We start from the raw sequence: 22,394 nt of genomic DNA, 5'->3' as shown, positions 1-22,394 counted from the left end.
GTTTGTATGTTTTAGCTAACCAGACTTTCCTGGTCCATTTCTGCTGGTTTGTCAACACCCATCATATCTAAGATCGTTGGAGAAACGTTTCCTAAGATACCGTCTTTTACGCTCTTGATGTCGTTGTCTACCACGATGATCGGCACAGGGTTGGTTGTGTGCGCGGTGTTTGGCGAACCGTCTTCATTTTTCATGGTTTCGCAGTTTCCGTGGTCGGCGATCACGATGGTGCTGTAGCCGTGCTCCAGACCGGTCTCGATCACATCTTTAGCGCAGCTGTCTACCGCTTCGCAGGCAGCGATGGCTGCTTCGATCACTCCGGTGTGTCCAACCATATCGGGATTGGCAAAGTTGAGGCAAACAAAGTCCACTTCTTCTTTTTTCAATTCGGCAGTGATCTTATCACGCACTTCATACGCGCTCATTTCAGGCTTCAGGTCGTAAGTCGCTACATCTGGAGATTTTGCGATCAAACGGGTTTCGCCTTCAAATTCTTTTTCACGTCCTCCCGAAAAGAAGAAGGTCACGTGTGGGTATTTTTCAGTCTCTGCAATACGGATCTGTTTTTTACCTGCTTTAGAAACCACCTCACCAATCGTATTGGTCAGGTTGTCCTTATCAAAAATGATATGAATGTTCTCAAACGTCTGATCGTAATTGGTCATCGTCACGTAGTACAGGTCGAGTTTCTTGGTATCCTGCTCGGGGAAGTCCTCCTGAGAAAGCATACGGGTCAATTCGCGTCCACGGTCAGTACGGTAGTTAAAGAATAAAACCACATCGCCTTCATTGATTGTGGCAACCGGTGCATCATTTTTGGTGATCACCAAAGGTTCTAGGAATTCGTCAGTAGTACCGTCTGCATAGGATTGTTTGATCGCAGCAACAGGATCTGTAGTTTTGGTCCCGATTCCTTTTACCGCAGCGTCATAGGCTTTCTTTACGCGCTCCCAACGGGTATCGCGGTCCATCGCAAAGTAACGGCCGGTGATGCTCGCCAGTTTAGCGCCATTCTCTTTAGCATAACCGTCAAGGTCTTCGATAAAGCCGGCCCCGCTTTGCGGATCAACGTCACGACCATCTGTAAATGCGTGTACGTAAACTTCTTCAACACCTACTTCGTTCGCTGCTTTGATCAGTCCTTTAACGTGGTCAATGTGCGCGTGCACTCCACCGTCTGAAACCAGACCTAAGAGGTGAATAGGCTTCTTATTTTCTTTCGCGTAAGCAAATGCATCTTTAAGCTCTTTTTGCTCGCGTAATTTATCTTCTTTAAGGGCTTTGTTGATCTTGGCAAAATCCTGGTATACAATGCGACCGGCGCCCAGGTTCATATGACCTACTTCACTGTTTCCCATTTGTCCGTCGGGCAAGCCTACATTACCACCGTGGGTAAGCAACTGCGCGTGCGGATATTTGGTGTATAACGAATCAATAAACGGAGTTTCAGCAAGATCTACTGCAGAAACTTCTTTATTAGGTGCAAATCCCCATCCATCGAGGATCATTAAAATGACTTTCTTATTCATGGTTTTTCTAGTTGTACTACAAAGATAATCACTCTTAACGCGAATTACGAAAACTTTGCGTTTTAATAACTTTAGCGTTTTCTAGAACTAGAAGGGGCAATCACGCTAGAAATGTTACGGGTTTAAGCGCGGTACTTGTCAATCGCGGCACGTATTTTTTCAATACGATTGTCAGGGTCGGGGTGACTGCTTTGAAATTCCGGTACGCGCTGCCCGCCACTAGCTTCTTTAAGAATCTGCATCACCTCAATAAGCGCTTCTGGATCATAACCGGCCTCAAGCATAAATTTTACACCCAGATCATCACTTTCCAGTTCGTCGCCGCGACCGTTTTTAAGCAAGATGGTTTGCCCTAACTCACTGGCGAGCATTCCTGCATCTGCGCCTACTTGCGCCCCGGTGGCCACCGTATTAGCGAGTTCGCTTTGCGCAATACGCTCGGCGGAATGTCTCCCCACCACATGACCGATTTCGTGCCCTAGAATACCGGCTAATTGGTCTTCGCTGTTCAGCCGTTTATAAAGCGCGTAGGTAATAAAGATCTGCCCGCCCGGTAACGCAAAAGCATTCACCGTATTGGGATCGCTGAGTAAATGAAATTCGTATTGATAAGGTGTTTCCTGAGCGATGGTGTTGTCTACCAATTTTTTACCCACAGCATCAATCTGATCTTGTAAACGCTGATCGGGATACAGGCCGCCGTGTTGCTCAGCCATTATGGGAGCATTCTGTAAACCGATAGCGATCTCTTATTCTGTAGAGAGACTAATGGCTTGCGTTCTGCCGGTGTATGGGTTTTCTTCCTGACTGCCGCAATATCGGATAACACCAAAGGCTACAATGGCTACCCCTAAAAATAACTTGAGTGCTCTTCCGCCTAATTTCATATTGAAAGGATTTTAGCTCAAAAGAGCGGGGTTAATATCTAAAATATTTTCTGTACGGTACTGGGCGATAAATGCTGAAGTAAAAGCTTCACTTCCCAGTAAGTGTTCCTGCTGAAGGATCTTCGCTACATCCAGTTCTTTATACTGTTGAAGATAGCCAACCGAAAGTGGCGCGTAGCTAAAATGCCACGGCTCATAATTGAAGCCTTTGCGACCATAATCATTAGTGTACACCTCATAAAAACCGAAGGATTCCGCATGTTCATCTAGCCAAGCTTTAAGTTCACAAAACGGACCGGTACCGTGAAATTTATCAGGGTCAAGCACATTGCTGGTCACACCGGTTCCCGATTGAATAATGTCAAGATCGGTTGCCCAATGGTGTCGCGAAGTCCCGGGGATGGTGCTGTACTCGATGATCTTTTTGATCGCATCAAGGTCGCTCATTCCGTTAGCTGTATAGCTTTTGAATTTACGTTCCCAGATGCGGTTTTGATGTGCATAATCCCGATAACTAGACACTACCTGAATACCGATGCCGTCTTGTTGTGCGGCAGCGACCATCTTATCAAAAGCTTCAGCCGCAGCAGGGCGCAGGCGGTAGCCGTCTTTCTCAATAAGCTCAGGATTGCCTTTGCCTATAAGTTGGTCTGTGCTCAAGGTCTCCAGAGCAAGAGCCCAGTTTGGGAAGCTGCTTAGTGCGGCAGTCGCAAGAGCCGTGGTTTGTATAAAGCGTCTTCGTTTCATCATAAATTTTTATAAAGCAGGTAATGCGTGCCTATGGGATCGATCTCAAAAGGTTCACCTTCAATTTTAAAACCTTTGCGGGTATAAAAGTTAAGAGCCTTGATACGAGCGTTACACCATAGAAGCTTGTAGCCTGCAGCTTTAAGCCGTGCTTCACCGGCAGCGACCAATAGATTTCCCAAGCCTTTACCTTGATAACCATCAAGAACCGCCATCCCGCGTAGCTGATACTGCTTTCCTTTAAATTGCGGTTTGGCAGCGTTCATAAAGGTAACCACCCCAATGAGTTTTTCAGCATCAAAAAGTCCTAAGTGAAACGTATCTTCGGCATCATCACCGGGCATTGCACAGGTTTCTATAGGTCTGCCTGCGCGTAGTACCGGGTGGCGTACCGCATAGGTTTCTGCCGAAGTGATCTCGTGAATGGTAAACGGATTTGTTTTCAAAATGCCATATATAAATTAAGCACGCACATCTGCGTACTCAGGTTTCTCATCAAATTTTACTTCGGCAAAAGGGCAAAGTGGCTCTATTTTGATGTTCTTTGAACGTGCCCATGCAACCGTATGATCCAGCAGTTTACTCGCGTAACCTTGATGTTCGTGTTCCATTTTTGTCTCGGTATGGTCCACAATGACGGTGTTTTCATCCTGAACGGTATAGGTGAGTTCAGAGATTTTTCCATGTTCACCTTCTATCCAGAACATTCCTCGTTTGTCATTTTCTCTATGTTGAATTGTATAATCCATTACTTTTGCGTGTTTTTTATTGGCACCGCCAAAGGGTTCAATACTCCGAGGCTAGCCGCTGAATTGAAATTTTGTTTCTAACAAACACCTCTAGGTTTTGCCTTGAGCGCGTTTACTTCCTTTCTAATACAACTGAAAGGATATACATTTAAAAATAGCAATTATGTCCAAAATTACGGTCACCCGTTTGTATAAAGAAGACATTAACACCTTTTTACCACTGGTTCAGGAATTGATGGAGCACACGGTGGAAGAAAACCTATTAAAAGCACGTTTTACCCAAATGTTTGAGCATCGGTATCAATGTCGCGGTATTTATATTGAAGGCGAACTCGCCGGTGTTTTTGGGTTGTGGTTTGCCGTACGGCATTATGCCGGAAAAACCTGCGAGGTAGATCACGTGTATATCAAACCTGAATTCCGCAATCGAGGTTTAGGAAAACAGGTTTTTCAATGGATCTACGACTACGCGCGGGCGGAAGGCTGTGAAACTTCAGAATTAAATACGTACGTGCATAACTTTCCCAGTCACAAGTTTTATATGAATGAAAACTATGTAATCAAAGGCTATCACTTTTTAAAGAAGCTTTAGTTTACGGTAATTTCAGAATCAGTAGGCAATTCGTATGGAGCCTTATCAGCCTCAAAAATTCGTGCGCTGTGCGGACCGCGTAAGGTGTATACGCGTTTTTTAACTTCGATCCAGCTGCCTTCCCGTAATCCTACAACGGGAAGCTGATTAAATTGATGAAATTCTTTAATACGGGTTTCTCGGGTTTCGCCCATATGCGTACTGCCTTCTACGGGATCCAGATAATGCGGATTGATATTAAAAGGAACCGCACCCAGCGTTTTAAAGTTAGGAGGGTAAACGATAGGCATATCGTTTGTGGTTTGCATACTTACTCCTGCAATATTGGTTCCTGCACTGGTGCCTAAGTACGGCATGTTTTCATACAAACGGTCACGTAAAACTTCAAGAACTTTATACTCGTACAATTGCTTGACCAGTAAAAACGTGTTGCCGCCACCGGTAAAAACACCTTCAGCTTTTTTAAGCGCTTCCGCCGGATCTTTAAATTGATGTAGGCCCACTACCTCAATATTCAATTGTTTAAAAAACTCCTGAGCTTTAGCAGTGTACAATTCGTGCGAAATTCCACCGGGACGCGCATACGGAATAAAAATAATGCGCTTGGCTGCCTTAAAATGTTCGCTAAGCTGAGGTTTTAAATAATCTAAGTAACTGCCTCCGTGAACGGTGGAGGTGCTGGCAAGAATTAAGTTTTTCAAAGGGTTTAGGTTTTGTTTTTCAAAGGTACGTGCCAGAAGGTATTTAACAAAAATTTACGCGCAATTATCGGGTAGTTTAAAATACATGTCGTTACTTCATAGTAGAATTTTAAACGTGATATCATGAAGCTGGTTACTACACTATTGTTATGCTTAAGTATAGGTTTTTCGTTACAGGCGCAAGTTGCCCGGGTTATGATCGACGGGCAAATTATTGTTCCTGCCGGCGATGATGTAGCAGGAATTGTAGTGTATAATAAAACCGCGCAACGCGGAACCATAACCTCAGAAGAAGGGACTTTTGATATTGCCGTAGCGCGTAATGATGAAGTCGTAATTCAGTCGGTTCAATTTGCGCCAATAACTGTAGTGGTTGACCAGGGCGTGGTAAGCAGTAAACAAATAAATGTGACGCTGAGAGAGACGGTAAATGTGCTAGACGAAATTATCGTAACGCCTTATGATCTTACCGGAGATATTGTAGCCGATGTAAACCGGGTGCGCACTGTAGATCCTGTGCCTTTTGATGGAAGCGACATTCGTATTGAAGATAGCCAGTATGACAAGAACTCTCCGGCTGATAATATTGCAATAGATGATCAACGCTGGCGGTACGGCCTCAACTTTGTAAATATCTTTAAAGCAATATTTCAAAAGTCTGATGGGGAAGAGGAGGAAGCTGCAGAAGATGAACTTGCTGAAATGTATTCCAATACATTTTTTCAGAATAATCTGGATATCAAAAAAGAACACATAGGCCAGTATATGGATTATGTAGCCGCCAATGGACTAACTAAAGAAATGCTTGAGCAAGGGAACGAACTTGCCCTAATTCAGTTTTTGATAGATAAGCGGGAAGACTTTAAAAAAGAATTGGCTGCAAGCAAATAAGCGGAAACTTAATGTGCTTCATGTAAAAAAGCAGCCCCAACAACAAGACTGCTTTTTCGAATTAACTAACCAAAAATCAAACTAACACTATTTATTTTAGGGGTGAAAGACGCGTTAAAATCCTCTAGTTGCATAGGCCAAATATGGGCTGTGTTTTAGAGAATCCAAGGCTCTTTTTTGCTCAGGCAAAATGGCCTTTTTGCTTTGTTGTTTTATAGGGGTTGCGTAAAAACCACGTGAGCAGTTAGGGGCACTGTACGTGTGTTGCATCGCCGTGGTTTTATCCGCAGTATTTTTAATATTCTCTTCATTAGTTTGATCGCTTTGTTGCGATACTTCTTGTGCAACTCGTTCTGGAGTCGTAGTTATTGATTTAGAGTTTTGAGCAAACCCAATCATTGAACAAAATAAAAAAGCAAGAGGTAAAAAAGTCTTCATAACTAAACCGTTTAAATTCTTTACAAATGTAGGTTTGTTATGAGATTACGATATCGTTTTCACCGTGAGCTGCCTGCTTCTGTCGATGAATGGTTTTTTGCTGTCGATGAATGGTTTAAATGACTGATTAATAGTATTTTAAATGTTATTTGTACTGTTATTACGTGTTGTGTTTAATCGATTTAGTTTTGTTGGGGTTTTAAGTCGCTTATTTTCAGTAAAATATATTTTTTAGGTTTGCGATTTGTAACAGGTTTTACTTTCGGTTGACAAACAAGGAGGTTCTAAATGTTCTGTTGTACCCAGAGTTCAAAAAATACCTTGAGGTGAATTACAGCGGCCTTTGCAACTAAAATTATTTTTCTGCGTATTTAGGTCAGAAGCAATTCTTATAAATGAATAACACTATTCCGTTTCCTTCTAATAGTTTAGGTTCAATTTTGGGTGGCGCAGTTCACTTTAAAGTGCAACTGTGCATCTTGAGTTTTTTTGTTTGTACGTTTTGCATTCAGGCTCAAGAAGTGAAAATGTTAGAAGGGCGCGTGATCAATGACTCTATTGAGCACGAATACTTACATATTCTAAATCTTACCTTACAAAAGGGAACCATCACTACGCAAAGCGGAAATTTCACAATACCCGTGCGTCAAAACGATACCCTCTACATTTCAGCTTTACAGTTTAAACATCAAGAGATCGTGATCACACCTCAAATCTTTGAGCGGCGCTATATAGAGATCAAATTAGAGACCGAAGTAACCGAACTCGAAGATGTAAACATTAGTGATACTGATCTCAGTGGACGACTGGGAGATGATATGAATCTGCCTAAATTAGAAAAGCCTTTTGATCCTGCAGCTGCCGGTTTACCGGTTTACACAGGACCTGTGCGCACGCAAGAAGAGCGGCGTTTATATACGGCAACGCATTCGGCGGGCGGGATAATACCCGTGGATGCCGTTATCAATGCTATAAGTGGTCGTACCGCGTATCTAAAGAAGATCGTAAAATTGTCTAATATGGAACTGAAAGTACAAGAGGCGCGCAACTTAGTTTCAGACAGCACCTACATTTATAGACTTCGTATAGGTCCGCGCTACATTGACGATTTTGTGCATTATGTGTATATGGATCAGCAAGAGCATTTAGCGATAGCTTCAAGCAATAATCCATTAGCACTTATGGAAATGCTACTGGAACAAGCCCCACTATACATCCGCTCAAAAGAGCAGGAAGGCGTAGCAGTTCAAAGCGATTTAGAAAATTAAGCTGAAGTTGTGGAATGCATTTTGATTGGGTAGCGCCGCAATGCATTTTAAAAGACGTATTTTTACAAGACTTATGAGAAAAACAATTTTGCTTTTACTTGTGGCGCTTCCTTTATTAGGAGCCGCAGCACACAAATACTATTTTAGTGTCACACAAGCAGATTACGATGCTAAAGATCACGCGCTTAAAATGGTAACCAGAGTGTTTTATGACGATCTTCAAAAGGTATTTCAAGAGCGTTATGATAAGTCGATCAAGGTTGATGCTTCCTACGATCAGAAGAAGTTAGACGGTTATATTGAGCGGTATTTCAATCAAAAATTTATTGTCAAGATCAACGGAAAAGAACGCCGGTTGAATTACATAGGACATAAAGATGAGATGGATTATGTAGTTTGTTTTATTGAAGTGACTGATGTTCAAAATCCTAAAAGCATTTCAATAGAAAACACCTTACTGATGGATCTTTTTCAAGATCAAAAAAATGTGGTGCATCTCAATACCGGAACCACTAAAAAAAGCTTTTTACTTACCCGAGATAATGATAAAGCGGTGTTAAACTTTTCTGAATAATTTACTAAGATTAGGTTAATCTTTATTTTTATAAAATTCTTAAGCACTTAAAATAGATTACATTTTTATGAAACAACTAAAGCACACGTTTTTTGCCGTGCTACTTCTGGTTGGTGCAACAGCAGTTGCACAGGAGGAACAAGCACCTAAAGAAAAACAAGCAGGTCACACAAACACAAACAAGTTTAGACAACTTTACAATGAGTTTGCGACTCCTAATCAATACCGTACTGCCTCTGGAGCACCAGGTCCTGCTTACTACCAAAATGAGGCAGATTACGAAATGAAAATAACCCTTAATGATGAAAATCAGACGATAAGCGGTTATGAGACCATTACCTATCAAAACAACAGCCCAGATCAATTAGAATACTTATGGGTTCAACTAGATCAAAATATTCGTAAAAAAGACTCACCTGCTCGTGAGCGCAACGGTAGTGGGATGTCTCCTGTAGCACAGCCTGCCGGGATTGTTTCAGAATATATGCAAGAGCCTTTTGATGGTGGCTTCAACATTAGCGAGGTTACTCAAGACGGTAAGCCTTTAAAATATATGATCAACTACACGATGATGCGTGTAGAAATGCCTGAGCCTTTAGCTTCAGGAGATTCTTTTGAATTCAGCGTTCGATGGAATTATAACATTCCTGAGCACACAGTAGATCGTGCGCGTTCAGGATATGAGAGCTTTCCTGACGGAAACAAAAACTATGTGATCGCACAGTTCTTTCCTAGAATGTGTGTGTACAATGACGTAGAAGGATGGCAAAACTACCAATTCTGGGGAAGCGGAGAGTTTGCACTTCCATTTGGAGATTATGATGTAGAGATCACAGTGCCGGCAGATCACTTGCTAGACGGAACCGGAAACCTGGTAAACCGTAAAGATGTGTATAGCAAAGAAGAGTATAAGCGTTGGGAACAAGCTACTAAAAGCTATGACAAGCCGGTAATTATTAGAACTCAGGCTGAAGCAGAAAACATTGAAAAAGGTCATAGCACAAAAACTAAAACCTGGAAACTTCAGGCAGAAAACGTGCGTGATTTTGCTTTTACGTCTTCTCGTAAATACATCATGGATGCTCAAGCGGTTAAGTTTCCAAAAGGAGACGTGATGGCGATCTCGATCTATCCTAAAGAAGGAAATCCGCTTTGGGAAGAATATTCTACTAAAGCAGTAGTACAGACTTTAGAATCGTACTCAAGAATGACTTTTGATTATCCTTATCCTAAAGCAATCTCTGTTCACGGTAAGAATCAAGGTATGGAATACCCAATGATCTGCTGGAACTACGGTCGTCCTAATGAAGATGGAAGCTATAGCGACCGTACTAAATTTGGAATGATCAGTGTAATTATTCACGAGGTTGGACACAACTTTTTCCCAATGATCGTAAACAGTGACGAGCGTCAATGGGGATGGATGGATGAAGGAATCAACACCTTTGTACAATACGTAGCAGAGCAGGATTTTGGTGAAAATTACCCGGAAGCTATTGCTCCTAATGCAAAATACCCATCACGTCGTGGTGCTCCATCAGCAATCACTGGATATATGGGAGGAAATCAAGATTTTATCGCTCCCATAATGTCTAACCCTGAGAATGTTTATCAGTTAGGGAACAATGCCTATGGAAAGCCTGCAACTGCTTTGAACATCTTGAGAGAGACTGTTATGGGGCGTGAGCTTTTTGATTATTCATTCAAAACATACGCGCAGCGCTGGATGTTTAAACACCCAACTCCTGAAGATTTCTTCCGTACTATGGAAGATGCTTCTGCAATTGATTTAGATTGGTACTGGAGAGGTTGGTTCTATACTACAGAAAATGTAGATATGGGCGTAGAAGAAGTAAAATCATATTACTTGACCGATAAACCTACACAAGCAGGAAAAGCTTTAATGGAGCGTTACGGTGTAGATCCTGCAGGTAGAGATCTTGTTTATGTAGTTGAAGAGGATGGTGAAGATTATGATCCTGCGATGAAGAGTAAATCAAGTTTAGAAAATGCACCAAACCTTCAAGAATTCTTGATGGACAACTTTAGTGCTGCTGAGCGTGCAAAACTAAAAGCGCCAAAGCATTTCTACGCGATTAAATTCAACAAGCCGGGCGGTATCCCAATGCCTATTATTGTAGAGTATAGCTACGCAGATGGTACTAAAGAAAAAGTTACCTATCCGGTACAGGTATGGCGTATGAATGACGCTGAGGTAACTAAAGTTCTAGCTACTGATAAAGAGCTTACCGGTGTACTTTTAGATCCGGATCTAGAGACTGCTGATGTTGATGTAAGCAACAACAGCTGGCCAAAACAGGCTCAGGAAAGTGAGTTTGATAGCTTTAAAGAAGGTACAGAAGACTAAGCCTCTTTAAGACATATTTAGTATATTAAAAGCCGATGTTTCTTATATCGGCTTTTATTTTTCCTATATATTTGCAGTGTTATGAGTATACCACTTTTTATTAGCGGAGGCGAGATTGCTTTTGTGATTTTTATTGTGATAATGGTTTTTGGAGCTGATAAAGTGCCAGATATTGCCAGAGGTTTAGGTAAGGGTATGCGCACCTTAAAGAATGCTACCGAAGACATCAAATCTGAAATCACTAAAAGCGCAGATAAGCAAGGCATCAATACAGATATCGCAAAGGATATGAAGAAGGAAATTGATGACGCTAAGAAGAATATCGAAGAAATTACAGGTTCCGTAAAGCGGAAATTCTAATACTGAAAAGCTATTTTAAATACAATTTTAAGCCTTTTAGCCTCCTAGTGTTCAAAGGCTTTTTTATTGCACAGATGACCCTGAAACCGGTCTTGTTAAATTTTATTACTTTATAATAAATTTCACCTCTAAAATGAGAATTAAGTAATATCTTAAACAAGAAATTACAAATCTGTGGTTTTAACCTAAAATGCTTTAAAAGCCTTCATTCTTTATAGCATTTTAGTTCAATGATTGTATTTATTCTAAGTGTTAATTAGGAATCCCGACTCCAAAATGAAGTCGGGATTTTTGTTTGAGAGCCAATGGTACGAGCAGTTTAAAAGTTCTTCGGCACTACGAGCTACTTTTATTTTTTACGGCTGATGGTTAGGCCATCTCTTATGGTAAGTAAAACTGTCTCCAGGCGATCATCTTCAGCAAGTAGCCGGTTGTATTCTAAGAGCGCCTTTGTTGAGGTGTCTTTTGGATTAAGCGGTTCTACCACTTTCCCACTCCATAACACATTATCAGATAAAAGGAGTCCGCCGGGTCTGAGGCGGTCAATGATCAGATCAAAATAGGCAGGATAATTGGGCTTATCAGCATCCATAAAAATAAGGTCAAAGTCTTCTTCGATCTTTGGGATGATGTCAAGAGCCGGCCCTAAATGTTGCTTTATATTTTTGGCGTACGCCGAAGCATCAAAGTATTTTTTTTGAAGATCTACCAATTCTTCATTAACATCAATGGTGTGCAAAATACCGTCTGGTTGTAAGCCTTCTGCTAAACAAAGTGCAGAATACCCTGTATAGGTGCCCACTTCAAGAATGACTTTAGGGTTGGCAAGTTTTGCGATCATGCTTAGAATGCGCCCTTGATAATGACCACTTAGCATTCTAGGCTGAACTACTTTCTGGTAGGTTTCGCGTGTAAGCTTACGTAACAACTCTGGTTCTTTTTCAGAGTGGGCTACGGCATAATCGTCAAGATCTTCAGAGATAAAATGCATATTAATCTTCGCTTTCAAGGCCTTCTAAAACCTCCTCGTCGTGTAACATTTTTCGGGTTTCCTGCTTCATCAGATCAAGCTTGGTGCGCAGGCTCATATCTTTGGTGAATTTTCCATCGTAGATAAGATTTAAGATGGCTTTGTCTTGCACACGACCGCGGCGCATCGCTTCAGAATAGCGTAGATCTTCTCTAAAGGTAACTAGCGCATATTTTGAAAAATATTCAGTAGGAAACGCTTCTTCAAAGGCTATTTCTAGTTTTCTCTTTTCCTGGAAAATAGGACGGGCGGTATGTGCTTTCATTTCGTGAAAATTATCTACCGCAAGGTCTGCAATGGCATCAGTATCTTCTTTACGCTCTTCTTGATAGGCTTTAAAAACAGTCTTCCAATCGCCTGCATACTGGTCTAAATACTTATCCAATACATAAATATCTTCAAAAGCAGAATTCATTCCCTGACCATAAAAGGGTACAATACCGTGCGCAGCATCTCCCAATAACAATACTTTGCCGTAAGCGTGCCACGGAGAACATTTAATGGTGCCTAAAGGTGAAGTAGGATTTTCTTTAAACTCTGTGAGAAGATCAGGCATCAGAGCGAGTGCATCTGGATACTCGCGTTTAAAATAGTCAAGTACGGCTTCATCTGTATTTAAGCTGTCAAAGCTGTCCTTACCTTCTTCCCAAGAAAGAAAAAGGGTGACGGTAAAACTCCCGTCGAGGTTGGGTAAGGCAATCATCATATCTTTTCCTCGGGGCCAGATGTGTAATGCGTTTTTTTCTACTAAAAATTCGCCATCTGCTTTTGGAGGAAAGCTCAATTCTTTATAGCCGTGTGTTAAGAAATCCTGCCCGTAGCTGAATAAAAACTTGCGGTGCTCCAGCATACTTTTACGCAGGGCAGAGCCCACACCATCAGCACCCATTACCACATCGGCTTGATAGGTTGTGGTTTCACCGGTTTTGTGATCTTCAAAAGTCGCCTGTGCAGTTTCGATATTTACGCCTGTGCATTTTTGATTGAATTGCATTTTTATGGCAGGCATCTTATCACATTCGTCAAGCAACATGATGTTGAGGTCTTCCCGGGAAATAGAATTGATATATTCATTTCTACCGCTATACGGACTCATAAAATGTTGTCCTTCGGCGTTGTGAATCATACGCCCATTCATTGGGATGCACAGCGGTAAGACTTTGTCTTCAAGTCCGGCCAGGCGAAGGCCTTTCATTCCTCGATCTGAAAAAGCTAAATTGATAGATCTACCGCTATCTACGATTTCTTTTCTTAAATCAGGGCGCTTTTCCATCAGCGTGACTTTATATCCGCGTTGCGCCATGCGCAATGCTAAAAGCGAACCGCAAAGTCCGGCGCCAATGATTAAAATATGTTCTTGTTCTTGCGTTTTCAAAAGTGGTTTGTTAGTTGAAAATCCTCGAGGATCTTAAATGGTTATAAGGTTGCTAATAGCTCTTTAAGGCGTTGTGTCATTTCATAAACATCTTCAAAACTGTTGTACAATGGGGCAGGAGCCACACGTATAACATCAGGTTCGCGCCAATCACAAATAATGCCTGCTTGCATAAAGCCATCGTGCATGCTGCGGTCTGCGTTTTTAACTTGAATAGATAGTTGGCACCCGCGTTCTTCTGCATTTTTAGGGGTAAGAATAGCTATGCGGTCATCATCAAGTTCATTTATGAGGAATTCTAGATATCCGGTAAGCTTTTTAGATTTGGCGCGAATATTTTGAAATCCGGCTTCCGCAAAAAGCTCTAGCGACGCACGAATAGGTGCCATGGACAAAATTGGCGGATTGCTCAGTTGCCAGCCTTCTGCTCCCGGAATAGGATCAAAATCGACGCGCATATTAAAACGGCTGTCCATTTTATGGCCCCACCAACCTGTAAAGCGAGGGATATCTTTATCTTCAGCGTGACGCTCATGTACAAAACAACCTCCAATGGCTCCGGGGCCACTGTTTAAATATTTATAAGTACACCATACGGCGAAGTCGGGGCCATTATCGTGCAAATCTGCATCAATATTTCCCACCCCGTGCGCAAGATCAAAGCCTACTTTACAACCATAGCGGTGTCCTAGCTGGGTGATTTCTTTAATAGGGTATTTTTGACCGGTATAATAATTAGAATTTCCGATCATCACAAGGGCGATTTCTTCACCGTGTTTTGCCATTAGCGCTTCCAAATCCTCAAAGCGGTTAAGATGCTCTCCCTCGCTCGGTTGCCAAAGCAAAAGCGCATCATCTGGATTATAACCCTTTTCTTTGATCTGAGATTTTACCGCATAACTGTCTGATGGGAAAGCGTCGCTCTCGATCAAGATCTTATAACGTTTGGCAGTAGGCCGGTAAAAGGACACCATCATCAGGTGCAGGTTGGTAGAAAGTGTGTTCATCAACACAACTTCGCCCGGCTTCGCACCTACGATATCAGCCATGGACTTGGTCATCACTTCGTGATACGTTGTCCAGGGAATTTTAGCTTTAAAATGACCTTCAACGGCAAGTGCGGCCCAATTGCTGAGCTCTTGAGCTACATATTCTTTGGCTTTTTTGGGTTGAAGTCCTAGCGAGTTTCCGCAGAGGTAAATTAAATTATTGCCTGCTTCGTCTTTCGGGAAGTTGAATTCATCACGAAATCTAGCAAGTGTATCGTCTGCATCTGCTTGTTTAGCAAAGGCTAAGGTGTTTTTATAAAGGGTGCTTGATTGTTCTGACATAGATGGTAAAAATAACACATCGGCTCACGAGCGACAAACTTAGGTTTGCTATTCCTTCTAGGTATTTAGAATTGCAGCATTGTGCACGCTCGCCCAATTATTTTATGTTATTTTGAAGTTGATTTCAATTGAGGTTTTATGAATTCGTTGCGTCTGGTTTTTAGTAACCTACGGTATTTCACTCCGGTTTTTTTGTTTGCCACCCTAAATATTCTTTACGGGACCTGGGCGATCTATATTCCTAAAATAACAGCCAAGTTGCAGTTGTCTGAAGGCGAACTCGGCTTTGCGGTGTTTTTTATGGCTTTAGGAACCTTATGTACCATACCTTTTGTACCCCGATTTATCAAAAACATAGGTTTAGGAAAAGCGGTTTTGTTTGCGGTAATTGGGTTTTGTATTTTAATCATCCAGCCATTTTTAGCGAGTACCTATGTGCTTTTGTGTGCCTCATTGTTTGGAGTAGGTATTTTTTCCGGATTGCTTGATGTGACAATAAATACTCTAGTCACCGAAATCGAGCGTCGCGACGAAGTGCATTTTATGTCGGTTTCTCATGGATTTTTCAGTTTAGGCGGAATGCTGGGTGCCGGATTAGGCAGTTTGCTGATGCCGTACATCGCTTTACCAAAGTGGCACATAGCCGGTGTAAGCGCCCTGCTGATTCTAATCAATTTGCTTTTATGTAAACACTATTTTTCGATCAAAGCAGGAGCACACGAAGAGACCTCAAGCTTTAAACTGAAGAATTTGCGACCCTTAGTAGGTTTAGCATTAATAGGTTTCTTAGTGATGGCTGCCGAAGGAGCGATCGTAGATTGGAGTGCGTTGTATATGGAGCAGGTAACTTTGGGAAGCGCAGCATTTGCGGGCTTAGGCTATACCATTTTTAACGGAACAATGGCCATTGGCCGTTTTTTTGGAGATGCGATCAGCGCATCTTACGGATCGCGCCTGATCATCATTGTAGGTTCTTTTATAGCTGCTATAGGCTTTGGAATTATCCTCAGCGGAAGTACTATTTACGCATTACTGGGTTTTGGAGCTGTAGGGCTTGGACTTTCTATTGTAGTGCCGGAGTTGTTTAGATACAGCGGCAATTTAAAAGGAATACGTGCAGAAGAAGGCATAAGTTTTATTGCCGGTACCGGCTTTGTGGGTTTGCTTTTAGGTCCGGTTTTTCTTGGATTTCTAGCGGAAACCTTCAGCTTAAAAGGCAGTTTTGTTGCTTTGCTTTGTTTCACCGCATTAGCCGGCCTCATTGCTGTACGCTTAAAACGCAATTAAAAAAGCCCGTACAGAACGGGCTTGGTATTCAGTAAAATTACTTGAAGAAAGTCTTCGTCTTGGAATTTCTAACACTTAATTCTATTACTCTTCGGTTTTTACAGCGATATCTGTAAAATAAAGATGAACTGCATCTTCGGGCGCTTTATGATCTGCAGCGATCTTGATTCCTTTGTAATCTTTATAATCTTCCCAAGTGGTTACCATAGAATATTCTGAAACGTTTCCGCGGCGGTAAATCCATTCTCTAACCATATACTCATCATCATAAAAGAAATCGTAAGCATCACCCGGCGTATAACCGCCTTCTTCACCATCGTAGGTAAGTGTGATCTTACTCATTTTTCGTTGGCTCATAGGAGCGGTTGCCGTATCCTGAACTGTAAGTGTTGTGCCTTCATCCCAAACCAAATGCATAGGAGCGAGTAACCAATAGGCATCGTTTATGAAGCCTTTGTCTGCATCCATTGAGAGGCTATCTACTTCTTTTCGGTTGAAAGAAACCGTGTCTTTATCACTGCGCATCGTTACATCCATAGTTTGCGGATTCCATTTCCAAGCGCGTTCAAAGTGGCTGTCACCACGATCTACATTGAAGGTGAATTGTACTTCAGTAACTGATTTCCAGTTTTTCAAGCCGTTTGCTTCGGCGATTTTATAAGCAATTTCCTCTTCAGGAGTGCGGTCTTTTTCGGCAACTTCTTCGGTATTCACTACTGGCGGCTGCGCTGTGGTTTCTTGAGATTCATTTTTACAGGCAAACAGACTTAGGCTTAAACTGGTAAGGAGTAGAATTTTTTTCATGGATTAGTCTTAATAGGATTGTTCATCGTTTTAAATGTACAAAGCTTATTGTTTAGAGCGCGCTTTTTAGAAAGATTTTATGATTATCTGGGGCTTGCAACGTGTAAGTCTGAGTGTATTTTACGACTGTTAATACAAATGAATTTGTATGAAAAAAATACTGCATAAATCTGAAACTCGAGGAGATGCTAACCACGGTTGGTTGCATAGTAAACACACATTTAGCTTTGCAAATTATTATGATCCGCAGCGTATGAACTTTGGTGTATTGCGCGTGTTGAATGATGATAAAGTAAGCGGCGGTATGGGCTTTGGAACGCATCCGCATCAAAATATGGAAATCATTTCGATTCCTTTATCGGGTGACTTGGAGCATCAAGACAGTATGGGGAATACTACCGTGATCAAAGAAGGAGATATTCAGGTTATGAGCGCCGGGACCGGTGTGCAACATTCAGAATATAACAAAAATAAGGACGAGGAAGTTCGTTTCTTACAGATCTGGGTCATTCCGCATACGCAAAATGTTGAGCCACGATATGATCAAATAACCTTGAAAAAAGAGGATCGTAAAAATAAACTGCAGCAAGTGCTTTCGCCCAACAAAGAGGATGCAGGTGTGTGGATTCATCAAGACGCTTGGTTTAATATGGTAGATCTTGATGCTGATAAAGCGGTTACGTATAATTTCAATCTAGCTTCAAACGGACTATATATATTTGTCTTAGAAGGAAGCGTTGAGGTAGCAGGCGAAAAGTTAGAACTTCGTGACGGCCTGGGGATTTTTGATACGCAGTCGCTCACCCTTAAAGCAAGCGAGCAGGCTTCGGTACTTTTAATGGAAGTGCCTTTGCACGTGTAGAAGAAAAAGTGCCTGCATTGACCTTGTGATTAAGACTGGTATCTTATTGGCACTGCCAATTTCTCCTGGTCTTGACCTGAGTGGATTTACTTATTAATTTTGTTGAAACTATTAATTAAACCTTTAATCTATGGAAACACCAATTAAGTTAGAGTTAGTAGGACAAAAAGGAGAACTGTTTGCCTTGAAATATCCGGGACTACAAATTCCTATTCACGTCAACCAAGAGTTGCTTGAGAAATTTAAAGCCAGTGATGAATATGTGGTCATTGAGCATCAGTCTCCACCGGAGTATACTAATGAGCTTTGGGCTTCTTCAGATACAAAAAGTCAGATCAATACTTGATTTTTTAAAAGTGCGATACAAAACAGTATCGCACTTTTTTATTGGTATCGTTAGAGCCTTAAAAAACTACATCGTTACCTTAAGAAATCCGCTAGGGATTTACGATTTTAATAACACAAGCGTGCCGGTTTTTTGCTGTTACATAATTTAATTTTGCACTTTAGAATCAGGTTATGACAAAACGCTTTACAACTTCCTCTCGCAATTTAATCATACTCATTCTTGGAACGCTAATAGCTATTGGTCCGTTTTCTATTGATATGTATCTGCCCGGTTTTGGAAACGTAGCCGATGATTTTGGGGTAGACATCAGCAAGGTAGGTCTTACGCTTACCAGCTATCTCATCGGGATCGCATTGGGGCAATTAGCCTATGGACCTTTGATGGATCGTTTTGGTAGAAGAAGACCGCTAATAGGCGGTTTGATTTTATTTACGGTTACTGCATTGCTGTGTGCCTTCAGCTGGAATCTCAACATTTTGATCGCTGCCCGCTTTTTTATGGCCTTAGGAGGCTGCGCGGGAATGGTTGCTTCCAAAGCAATCGTAAGAGATTTATTTGAGAAAAAACAGGTTGCAGATGTGCTTTCGACCCTAATGTTGATTATGGGTGTTGCGCCTATAATTGCGCCTACGGTAGGAGGTATCGTCATTGGTGCTTTTGACTGGGAAGCTGTGTTTTATATTCTTGCAGTATTTGCTATTTTGATGCTGCTGCTTATCACCTTTGTACTTCCTGAAAGCGCTGCGCCTAATCGCAGTACCAGCTTACGCCCTAAAAATATAGTACTAGAATACCTTTCTATTTTACGCAACAGAGAGTTCTTTATTTTTGCGATCACACGAGGCTTTACTATGGGATGTTTACTGAGCTATGTGAGCAGCGCTCCCTTTATTTTTATCGAATTTTTTGAGCTGAGCGAGCAGCAGTTTGGGTGGGTCTTTGGTAGTAATGCCTTAGGTTTAATTCTGGGAAGTCAGATCAACCGTCTAGCCTTAAAACGCTTTTCACTATTGCAAATTACCGTCACTACTTGTGTTGCCTTGAGTGTGCTTACAGCCTGTGGTTTGGGGATAAGTTTTCTAAACTTAATCAGTTTTTGGGTGGTATATCCTTTCCTGTTTATGATGCTCTTTTTGATTGGTTTTCAAAATCCTAACGTAACCGCTTTATCTTTAGATCCTTTCACCAAACAAGCGGGAAGCGCTTCGGCATTAATAGGAAGTATTGGGATGATCTTTGGTTCAGTAGCCAGTATTTTAGTTGCTCAACTAGTGACCGAAAGCGTCAAGCCGTTACTCTACATTTTATTCGGAAGTGCGTTATGCAGTCTGGTCTTGGTGCTATATTATCTCAACAGGCGTAAAACTTATGCTTTGCAAACTTCTTAATTCATAAACCGAAGCATTTTAAGAATTACTGAAGCGCTTGTCTGAAATTCTGCTCCTCTCAACTATTAAGAAAGTTTTGGTTTCTCTAGAAACTTATTTGTTAGTATTTTAAAACCTGAAATTAAAAGTCTGCTATAAAGGCTCTTTAGGTAGCTCACCCATTTTAAAAACTAACTTATGAATTCAAAAAAAGCCCTTCCTCTAATTCTCATTTTACTTTTTGTGACATTGCCTGTGCTTGCTCAAGAAAAAAGTTATGATTTCGGTCTTTATTTGGGTGGAGTGAATTATTATGGCGAGGTGGGCAAAAAGAAAGCGATTGCGCCTAATCGTGCGTTTTTTGGACTTATTGGAAAAATGAACTTTAATGAAAAGCTAAGTGCTCGTGCTACGTTGACCTATATGACGCTGTATGCAGATGATCGCAATGCCGGCGATGAATACCGAGCTAATGGAAGAGCGCAGTCCCTATTTTACTCCTTTGAGAACAGTCATATAGAGCTTACCGCAGGTATAGAGTATACGCCGTTTTCATTCTTTAAAAATTCAAGAAATCCAATTGATTTTTATGTTTTTGGAGGTATAGGAGCAGCTTATGGCGATGAATTGTATTACCCGCTTTCGGCGGGATTTGAAGATGTAGCTGCAGAAAAATACGGTACAAGTACGCGTCTGGTAGTACCTTTTGGCGCAGGATTAAAAACGTTTGTGGGTAGTAAATTTATGTTGGGCTTAGAGTTAGCTCCTCGCTATACCACTTCAGATAATTTTGATGGAAGTCACCCTGATGAACCCCGTTTAGAGCCTAATCAACTTCCTAATTTTGCCAATAATGATTGGTACACCTACATAGGCATTACTCTGACGTATCGCATAGGTAAAGGTAGTGACGCGTATTGTGATTGTACATTATAACGGGTTAATGACTTCTGCAAAAGCTAAAAATTGCCAGAGTAGTTTATAGTGTTCTAGTGTTGTCTCAATAACTAAGAAAGTATCTTTGCGTAATGGCAAGACGGTTAGACAGCATTAACGACTCAAAAAAAACTAACGTACGCGCATCCTTTCAGGCGTTACGTTTTATTCCCAGATTTTTTAAAGAAATAGGGCAGGTGAGTCCGCTGCTATTTACGCTTAATCTTTTAAGCAGACTCATCAATGCTTTTGCGCCTGTGGTGATTTTGTGGGTGGGCAAGTTGATTATAGATGAGATTATCGCACAGGTGGCTGCATCTTCGCCAGACTATACCACGCTCTGGAATTATGTTTTGATCGAGTTTGGTGTAACGATTCTCGCAGACATCATCAACCGAGTCATAGCCATCACAGACGGATTACTGGGAGATCAGTACAACATCGTTTCTTCAGAAAAAATGATACGTAAAACCAGCAAGATCGATATGGTGCATCTTGAGGATTCTGAGTTTTACGACAAATTAGAGCGTGCACGTCAGCAAACGCAAGGGCGCGTGGGTTTGATGAGTTTAGCCCTAGGACAGCTGCAAAGTTTGATCTCGATCGCCACATTAATCGCAGGTCTTATTTATTTTCAGCCGTTATTGATTATTTTATTGGCGCTAAGCATTATTCCGTTATTTATTAATGAAATTAGGTTCAGCGGTCAACAATATTCGCTATCCAGAAGTTGGACGACCGAACGCCGCGAACTAGACTATTTGCGCTATATAGGTGCTAATGATAAAACCGCCAAAGAGATCAAGCTCTTTGGGTTGACAGATTTTATTGCCAACAGATTTAAAACGCTTAGCCAGCAGTATTATCAGATCAATAAAAAGCTTACCGTCAAACGCAGTATTTACAGCGCCATTTTTAACGTGCTGGGTGTGGTGTGTTATTACGCGGCTTATTTAGTGATCATCAAAAGTGTTTTAGAAGGGACGATTACCGTGGGTGAGCTTACCTTTTTATCGGCTTCTTTTAATCGCTTGAGGAATACGTTGCAATCCTTTTTTACCAGTTTTACGCGCATCACCCAAAGCGCTTTATACCTCAAGGATTATTTTGATTTCATAGATTTAGAGATTCCTGATGAGCACAAAAACGCTCTTCCGTTGCCCAAAGTCGTACGCGAAGGTTTTGAAATACAAGATGTACATTTTTCCTATCCGGGTAGTGAGCATCAGGTTTTAAAAGGCGTAAGTTTTCAACTGAAAGCTGGAGAGAAAATGGCGTTTGTGGGTCAAAACGGGGCAGGTAAAACCACTTTGATCAAATTACTATTGCGCTTTTATGAGCCCACTCAAGGTGCAATTTTGCTAGATGGAGTCAACATCAATCGCTATAAAAAAGTCGAGTATCAGCAAATGTTTGGTGTAATTTTTCAAGATTTTTTCCGGTATGAGTTTACGCTGCGCGAAAATATCGCTGTTGGAGATATCGGTTCGGTAACTGATGATAATCGCATTCAGGAAGCAGCGCGCTTGAGTCTGGCAAATGAAGTGATCGAAGGTCTAAGCCTAGGTTATGACACCCAACTAGGAAAACGCTTTAAAGACGGACAAGAATTATCTGGCGGGCAATGGCAAAAAGTAGCACTTGCCCGTGCGTATATGAAAGATGCCCAAGTGATGGTACTTGATGAGCCTACTTCGGCTTTAGACGCGCGCGCAGAATACGAGGTTTTTGAACGTTTTATTGCACTTACAGAAGGCAAGACGAGTATTATTATTTCGCACCGCTTCAGTACAGTGCGTATGGCAGATCGCATTTTGGTACTTAAAGATGGCAAAATACTAGAATTAGGAACACACGACCAACTGATGCAAACCCCTAGCTTGTATGCAGAATTGTTCGAGTTGCAGGCACAAGGTTATAAATAAAAGCTTGTGCTATTCTAAAAAAAC

22 protein-coding genes and 1 pseudogene are annotated in these 22,394 nt (G+C 41.5%); 12 read left to right on the top strand and 11 right to left on the bottom strand.

Annotated elements, in window-relative coordinates; genetic code table 11:
- Positions 1-11: 11 nt before the first annotated feature.
- The 5 genes and pseudogenes from gpmI to HCN54_RS11865 all read right to left on the bottom strand — a co-directional run bounded on the left by gpmI (position 12) and on the right by HCN54_RS11865 (position 3,870).
- Positions 12-1,529, bottom strand: coding sequence for a 2,3-bisphosphoglycerate-independent phosphoglycerate mutase (gene gpmI / locus HCN54_RS11885; protein WP_167597960.1), 1,518 nt, complete (start codon positions 1,527-1,529; stop codon positions 12-14).
- A gap of 122 nt (positions 1,530-1,651) precedes the next feature.
- Positions 1,652-2,416, bottom strand: a pseudogene (locus HCN54_RS11880) (M48 family metalloprotease).
- A 12-nt stretch (positions 2,417-2,428) separates the two neighbouring features.
- Positions 2,429-3,166: a M15 family metallopeptidase gene (locus tag HCN54_RS11875; protein ID WP_167597959.1), complete on the bottom strand. Its 738-nt coding sequence runs from the start codon at positions 3,164-3,166 to the stop codon at positions 2,429-2,431.
- The gene (locus HCN54_RS11870) at positions 3,163-3,609 is read right to left on the bottom strand and encodes a GNAT family N-acetyltransferase (protein WP_167597958.1); all 447 of its coding nucleotides are present in this window, start codon (positions 3,607-3,609) and stop codon (positions 3,163-3,165) included. The genes HCN54_RS11875 and HCN54_RS11870 overlap by 4 nt, the downstream gene beginning before the upstream one ends.
- A gap of 15 nt (positions 3,610-3,624) precedes the next feature.
- On the bottom strand, positions 3,625-3,870 hold the full coding sequence (locus HCN54_RS11865; protein ID WP_240924878.1) for a GNAT family N-acetyltransferase: 246 nt from the start codon (positions 3,868-3,870) through the stop codon (positions 3,625-3,627).
- A 205-nt stretch (positions 3,871-4,075) separates the two neighbouring features.
- Here HCN54_RS11865 and HCN54_RS11860 point away from each other — a divergent pair, with 205 nt between their 5' ends.
- Positions 4,076-4,504, top strand: coding sequence for a GNAT family N-acetyltransferase (locus HCN54_RS11860; RefSeq protein WP_167597956.1), 429 nt, complete (start codon positions 4,076-4,078; stop codon positions 4,502-4,504).
- Here HCN54_RS11860 and pepE read toward each other — a convergent pair.
- Positions 4,501-5,205 (bottom strand): dipeptidase PepE, encoded by a 705-nt coding sequence (pepE, locus tag HCN54_RS11855; protein ID WP_167597955.1) that lies wholly within the window; start codon positions 5,203-5,205, stop codon positions 4,501-4,503. The genes HCN54_RS11860 and pepE overlap by 4 nt on opposite strands.
- A gap of 123 nt (positions 5,206-5,328) precedes the next feature.
- On the opposite strand from pepE, the gene HCN54_RS11850 reads away from it, so the two are divergent.
- The gene (locus HCN54_RS11850) at positions 5,329-6,096 is read left to right on the top strand and encodes a hypothetical protein (protein ID WP_167597954.1); all 768 of its coding nucleotides are present in this window, start codon (positions 5,329-5,331) and stop codon (positions 6,094-6,096) included.
- Between the two features lie 114 nt (positions 6,097-6,210).
- Here the strand turns inward: HCN54_RS11850 and HCN54_RS11845 are convergent, their stop codons facing one another.
- Entirely contained in the window at positions 6,211-6,534 is a 324-nt protein-coding gene (locus HCN54_RS11845; RefSeq protein WP_167597953.1) for a hypothetical protein, read from the bottom strand.
- Between the two features lie 395 nt (positions 6,535-6,929).
- Here HCN54_RS11845 and HCN54_RS11840 point away from each other — a divergent pair, with 395 nt between their 5' ends.
- The 4 genes from HCN54_RS11840 (at position 6,930) to HCN54_RS11825 (ending at position 11,104) form a co-directional block, all read left to right on the top strand.
- On the top strand, positions 6,930-7,802 hold the full coding sequence (locus HCN54_RS11840; RefSeq protein ID WP_167597952.1) for a hypothetical protein: 873 nt from the start codon (positions 6,930-6,932) through the stop codon (positions 7,800-7,802).
- A 73-nt stretch (positions 7,803-7,875) separates the two neighbouring features.
- Complete coding sequence (locus HCN54_RS11835; protein ID WP_072983525.1) at positions 7,876-8,376, top strand: DUF6702 family protein; 501 nt, start codon at positions 7,876-7,878, stop codon at positions 8,374-8,376.
- A 67-nt stretch (positions 8,377-8,443) separates the two neighbouring features.
- Positions 8,444-10,744, top strand: coding sequence for a M1 family metallopeptidase (locus HCN54_RS11830; protein WP_167597951.1), 2,301 nt, complete (start codon positions 8,444-8,446; stop codon positions 10,742-10,744).
- A gap of 81 nt (positions 10,745-10,825) precedes the next feature.
- Entirely contained in the window at positions 10,826-11,104 is a 279-nt protein-coding gene (locus HCN54_RS11825; protein ID WP_009781325.1) for a twin-arginine translocase TatA/TatE family subunit, read from the top strand.
- A gap of 349 nt (positions 11,105-11,453) precedes the next feature.
- Here HCN54_RS11825 and HCN54_RS11820 read toward each other — a convergent pair whose 3' ends face one another.
- The 3 genes from HCN54_RS11820 to kynU are packed head-to-tail and all read right to left on the bottom strand — an operon-like array spanning position 11,454 to position 14,840.
- Positions 11,454-12,095, bottom strand: a complete 642-nt coding sequence (locus HCN54_RS11820) for an O-methyltransferase (RefSeq protein ID WP_167597950.1) — start codon at positions 12,093-12,095, stop codon at positions 11,454-11,456.
- A gap of 1 nt (position 12,096) precedes the next feature.
- Positions 12,097-13,509 (bottom strand): FAD-dependent oxidoreductase, encoded by a 1,413-nt coding sequence (locus HCN54_RS11815; RefSeq protein WP_167597949.1) that lies wholly within the window; start codon positions 13,507-13,509, stop codon positions 12,097-12,099.
- Positions 13,510-13,550: 41 nt separating this feature from the next.
- Positions 13,551-14,840, bottom strand: a complete 1,290-nt coding sequence (kynU, locus tag HCN54_RS11810) for a kynureninase (protein WP_167597948.1) — start codon at positions 14,838-14,840, stop codon at positions 13,551-13,553.
- Positions 14,841-14,978: 138 nt separating this feature from the next.
- Between kynU and HCN54_RS11805 the strand changes: the two genes are divergently transcribed.
- The gene (locus tag HCN54_RS11805) at positions 14,979-16,127 is read left to right on the top strand and encodes an MFS transporter (RefSeq protein ID WP_167597947.1); all 1,149 of its coding nucleotides are present in this window, start codon (positions 14,979-14,981) and stop codon (positions 16,125-16,127) included.
- An 84-nt stretch (positions 16,128-16,211) separates the two neighbouring features.
- Here the strand turns inward: HCN54_RS11805 and HCN54_RS11800 are convergent, their stop codons facing one another.
- Complete coding sequence (locus HCN54_RS11800) at positions 16,212-16,931, bottom strand: hypothetical protein (RefSeq protein ID WP_167597946.1); 720 nt, start codon at positions 16,929-16,931, stop codon at positions 16,212-16,214.
- Positions 16,932-17,079: 148 nt separating this feature from the next.
- Between HCN54_RS11800 and HCN54_RS11795 the strand changes: the two genes are divergently transcribed.
- The 5 genes from HCN54_RS11795 to HCN54_RS11775 all read left to right on the top strand — a co-directional run bounded on the left by HCN54_RS11795 (position 17,080) and on the right by HCN54_RS11775 (position 22,370).
- Entirely contained in the window at positions 17,080-17,793 is a 714-nt protein-coding gene (locus HCN54_RS11795) for a pirin family protein (protein ID WP_167597945.1), read from the top strand.
- 130 nt (positions 17,794-17,923) lie between these two features.
- Positions 17,924-18,139, top strand: coding sequence for a hypothetical protein (locus tag HCN54_RS11790; protein ID WP_072983540.1), 216 nt, complete (start codon positions 17,924-17,926; stop codon positions 18,137-18,139).
- 173 nt (positions 18,140-18,312) lie between these two features.
- Positions 18,313-19,530 (top strand): multidrug effflux MFS transporter, encoded by a 1,218-nt coding sequence (locus tag HCN54_RS11785; protein WP_167597944.1) that lies wholly within the window; start codon positions 18,313-18,315, stop codon positions 19,528-19,530.
- Positions 19,531-19,707: 177 nt separating this feature from the next.
- Entirely contained in the window at positions 19,708-20,445 is a 738-nt protein-coding gene (locus HCN54_RS11780; protein WP_167597943.1) for a DUF6089 family protein, read from the top strand.
- Positions 20,446-20,537: 92 nt separating this feature from the next.
- On the top strand, positions 20,538-22,370 hold the full coding sequence (locus HCN54_RS11775) for an ABC transporter ATP-binding protein (protein ID WP_167597942.1): 1,833 nt from the start codon (positions 20,538-20,540) through the stop codon (positions 22,368-22,370).
- The last annotated feature ends 24 nt before the right edge of the window (positions 22,371-22,394 follow it).

The organism is Leeuwenhoekiella sp. ZYFB001, from assembly GCF_011784865.1.
In the GTDB taxonomy this organism is placed as follows: Bacteria; Bacteroidota; Bacteroidia; order Flavobacteriales; family Flavobacteriaceae; genus Leeuwenhoekiella; species Leeuwenhoekiella palythoae.
Note: the sequence above shows the minus strand (reverse complement) of the source record. Positions and strands in the feature narration are given on the sequence as shown.

What these genes read in the sequence shown, in the direction of transcription:
- gpmI (WP_167597960.1), bottom strand. Translation starts at nt 1,529, where the DNA reads ATGAATAAGAAAGTCATTTTAATGATCCTCGATGGATGGGGATTTGCA.
- HCN54_RS11875 (WP_167597959.1), bottom strand. Translation starts at nt 3,166, where the DNA reads ATGATGAAACGAAGACGCTTTATACAAACCACGGCTCTTGCGACTGCC.
- HCN54_RS11865 (WP_240924878.1), bottom strand. Translation starts at nt 3,870, where the DNA reads ATGTTCTGGATAGAAGGTGAACATGGAAAAATCTCTGAACTCACCTAT.
- HCN54_RS11860 (WP_167597956.1), top strand. Translation starts at nt 4,076, where the DNA reads ATGTCCAAAATTACGGTCACCCGTTTGTATAAAGAAGACATTAACACC.
- HCN54_RS11850 (WP_167597954.1), top strand. Translation starts at nt 5,329, where the DNA reads ATGAAGCTGGTTACTACACTATTGTTATGCTTAAGTATAGGTTTTTCG.
- HCN54_RS11845 (WP_167597953.1), bottom strand. Translation starts at nt 6,534, where the DNA reads ATGAAGACTTTTTTACCTCTTGCTTTTTTATTTTGTTCAATGATTGGG.
- HCN54_RS11840 (WP_167597952.1), top strand. Translation starts at nt 6,930, where the DNA reads ATGAATAACACTATTCCGTTTCCTTCTAATAGTTTAGGTTCAATTTTG.
- HCN54_RS11835 (WP_072983525.1), top strand. Translation starts at nt 7,876, where the DNA reads ATGAGAAAAACAATTTTGCTTTTACTTGTGGCGCTTCCTTTATTAGGA.
- HCN54_RS11830 (WP_167597951.1), top strand. Translation starts at nt 8,444, where the DNA reads ATGAAACAACTAAAGCACACGTTTTTTGCCGTGCTACTTCTGGTTGGT.
- HCN54_RS11825 (WP_009781325.1), top strand. Translation starts at nt 10,826, where the DNA reads ATGAGTATACCACTTTTTATTAGCGGAGGCGAGATTGCTTTTGTGATT.
- HCN54_RS11820 (WP_167597950.1), bottom strand. Translation starts at nt 12,095, where the DNA reads ATGCATTTTATCTCTGAAGATCTTGACGATTATGCCGTAGCCCACTCT.
- kynU (WP_167597948.1), bottom strand. Translation starts at nt 14,840, where the DNA reads ATGTCAGAACAATCAAGCACCCTTTATAAAAACACCTTAGCCTTTGCT.
- HCN54_RS11805 (WP_167597947.1), top strand. Translation starts at nt 14,979, where the DNA reads ATGAATTCGTTGCGTCTGGTTTTTAGTAACCTACGGTATTTCACTCCG.
- HCN54_RS11800 (WP_167597946.1), bottom strand. Translation starts at nt 16,931, where the DNA reads ATGAAAAAAATTCTACTCCTTACCAGTTTAAGCCTAAGTCTGTTTGCC.
- HCN54_RS11795 (WP_167597945.1), top strand. Translation starts at nt 17,080, where the DNA reads ATGAAAAAAATACTGCATAAATCTGAAACTCGAGGAGATGCTAACCAC.
- HCN54_RS11790 (WP_072983540.1), top strand. Translation starts at nt 17,924, where the DNA reads ATGGAAACACCAATTAAGTTAGAGTTAGTAGGACAAAAAGGAGAACTG.
- HCN54_RS11785 (WP_167597944.1), top strand. Translation starts at nt 18,313, where the DNA reads ATGACAAAACGCTTTACAACTTCCTCTCGCAATTTAATCATACTCATT.
- HCN54_RS11780 (WP_167597943.1), top strand. Translation starts at nt 19,708, where the DNA reads ATGAATTCAAAAAAAGCCCTTCCTCTAATTCTCATTTTACTTTTTGTG.
- HCN54_RS11775 (WP_167597942.1), top strand. Translation starts at nt 20,538, where the DNA reads ATGGCAAGACGGTTAGACAGCATTAACGACTCAAAAAAAACTAACGTA.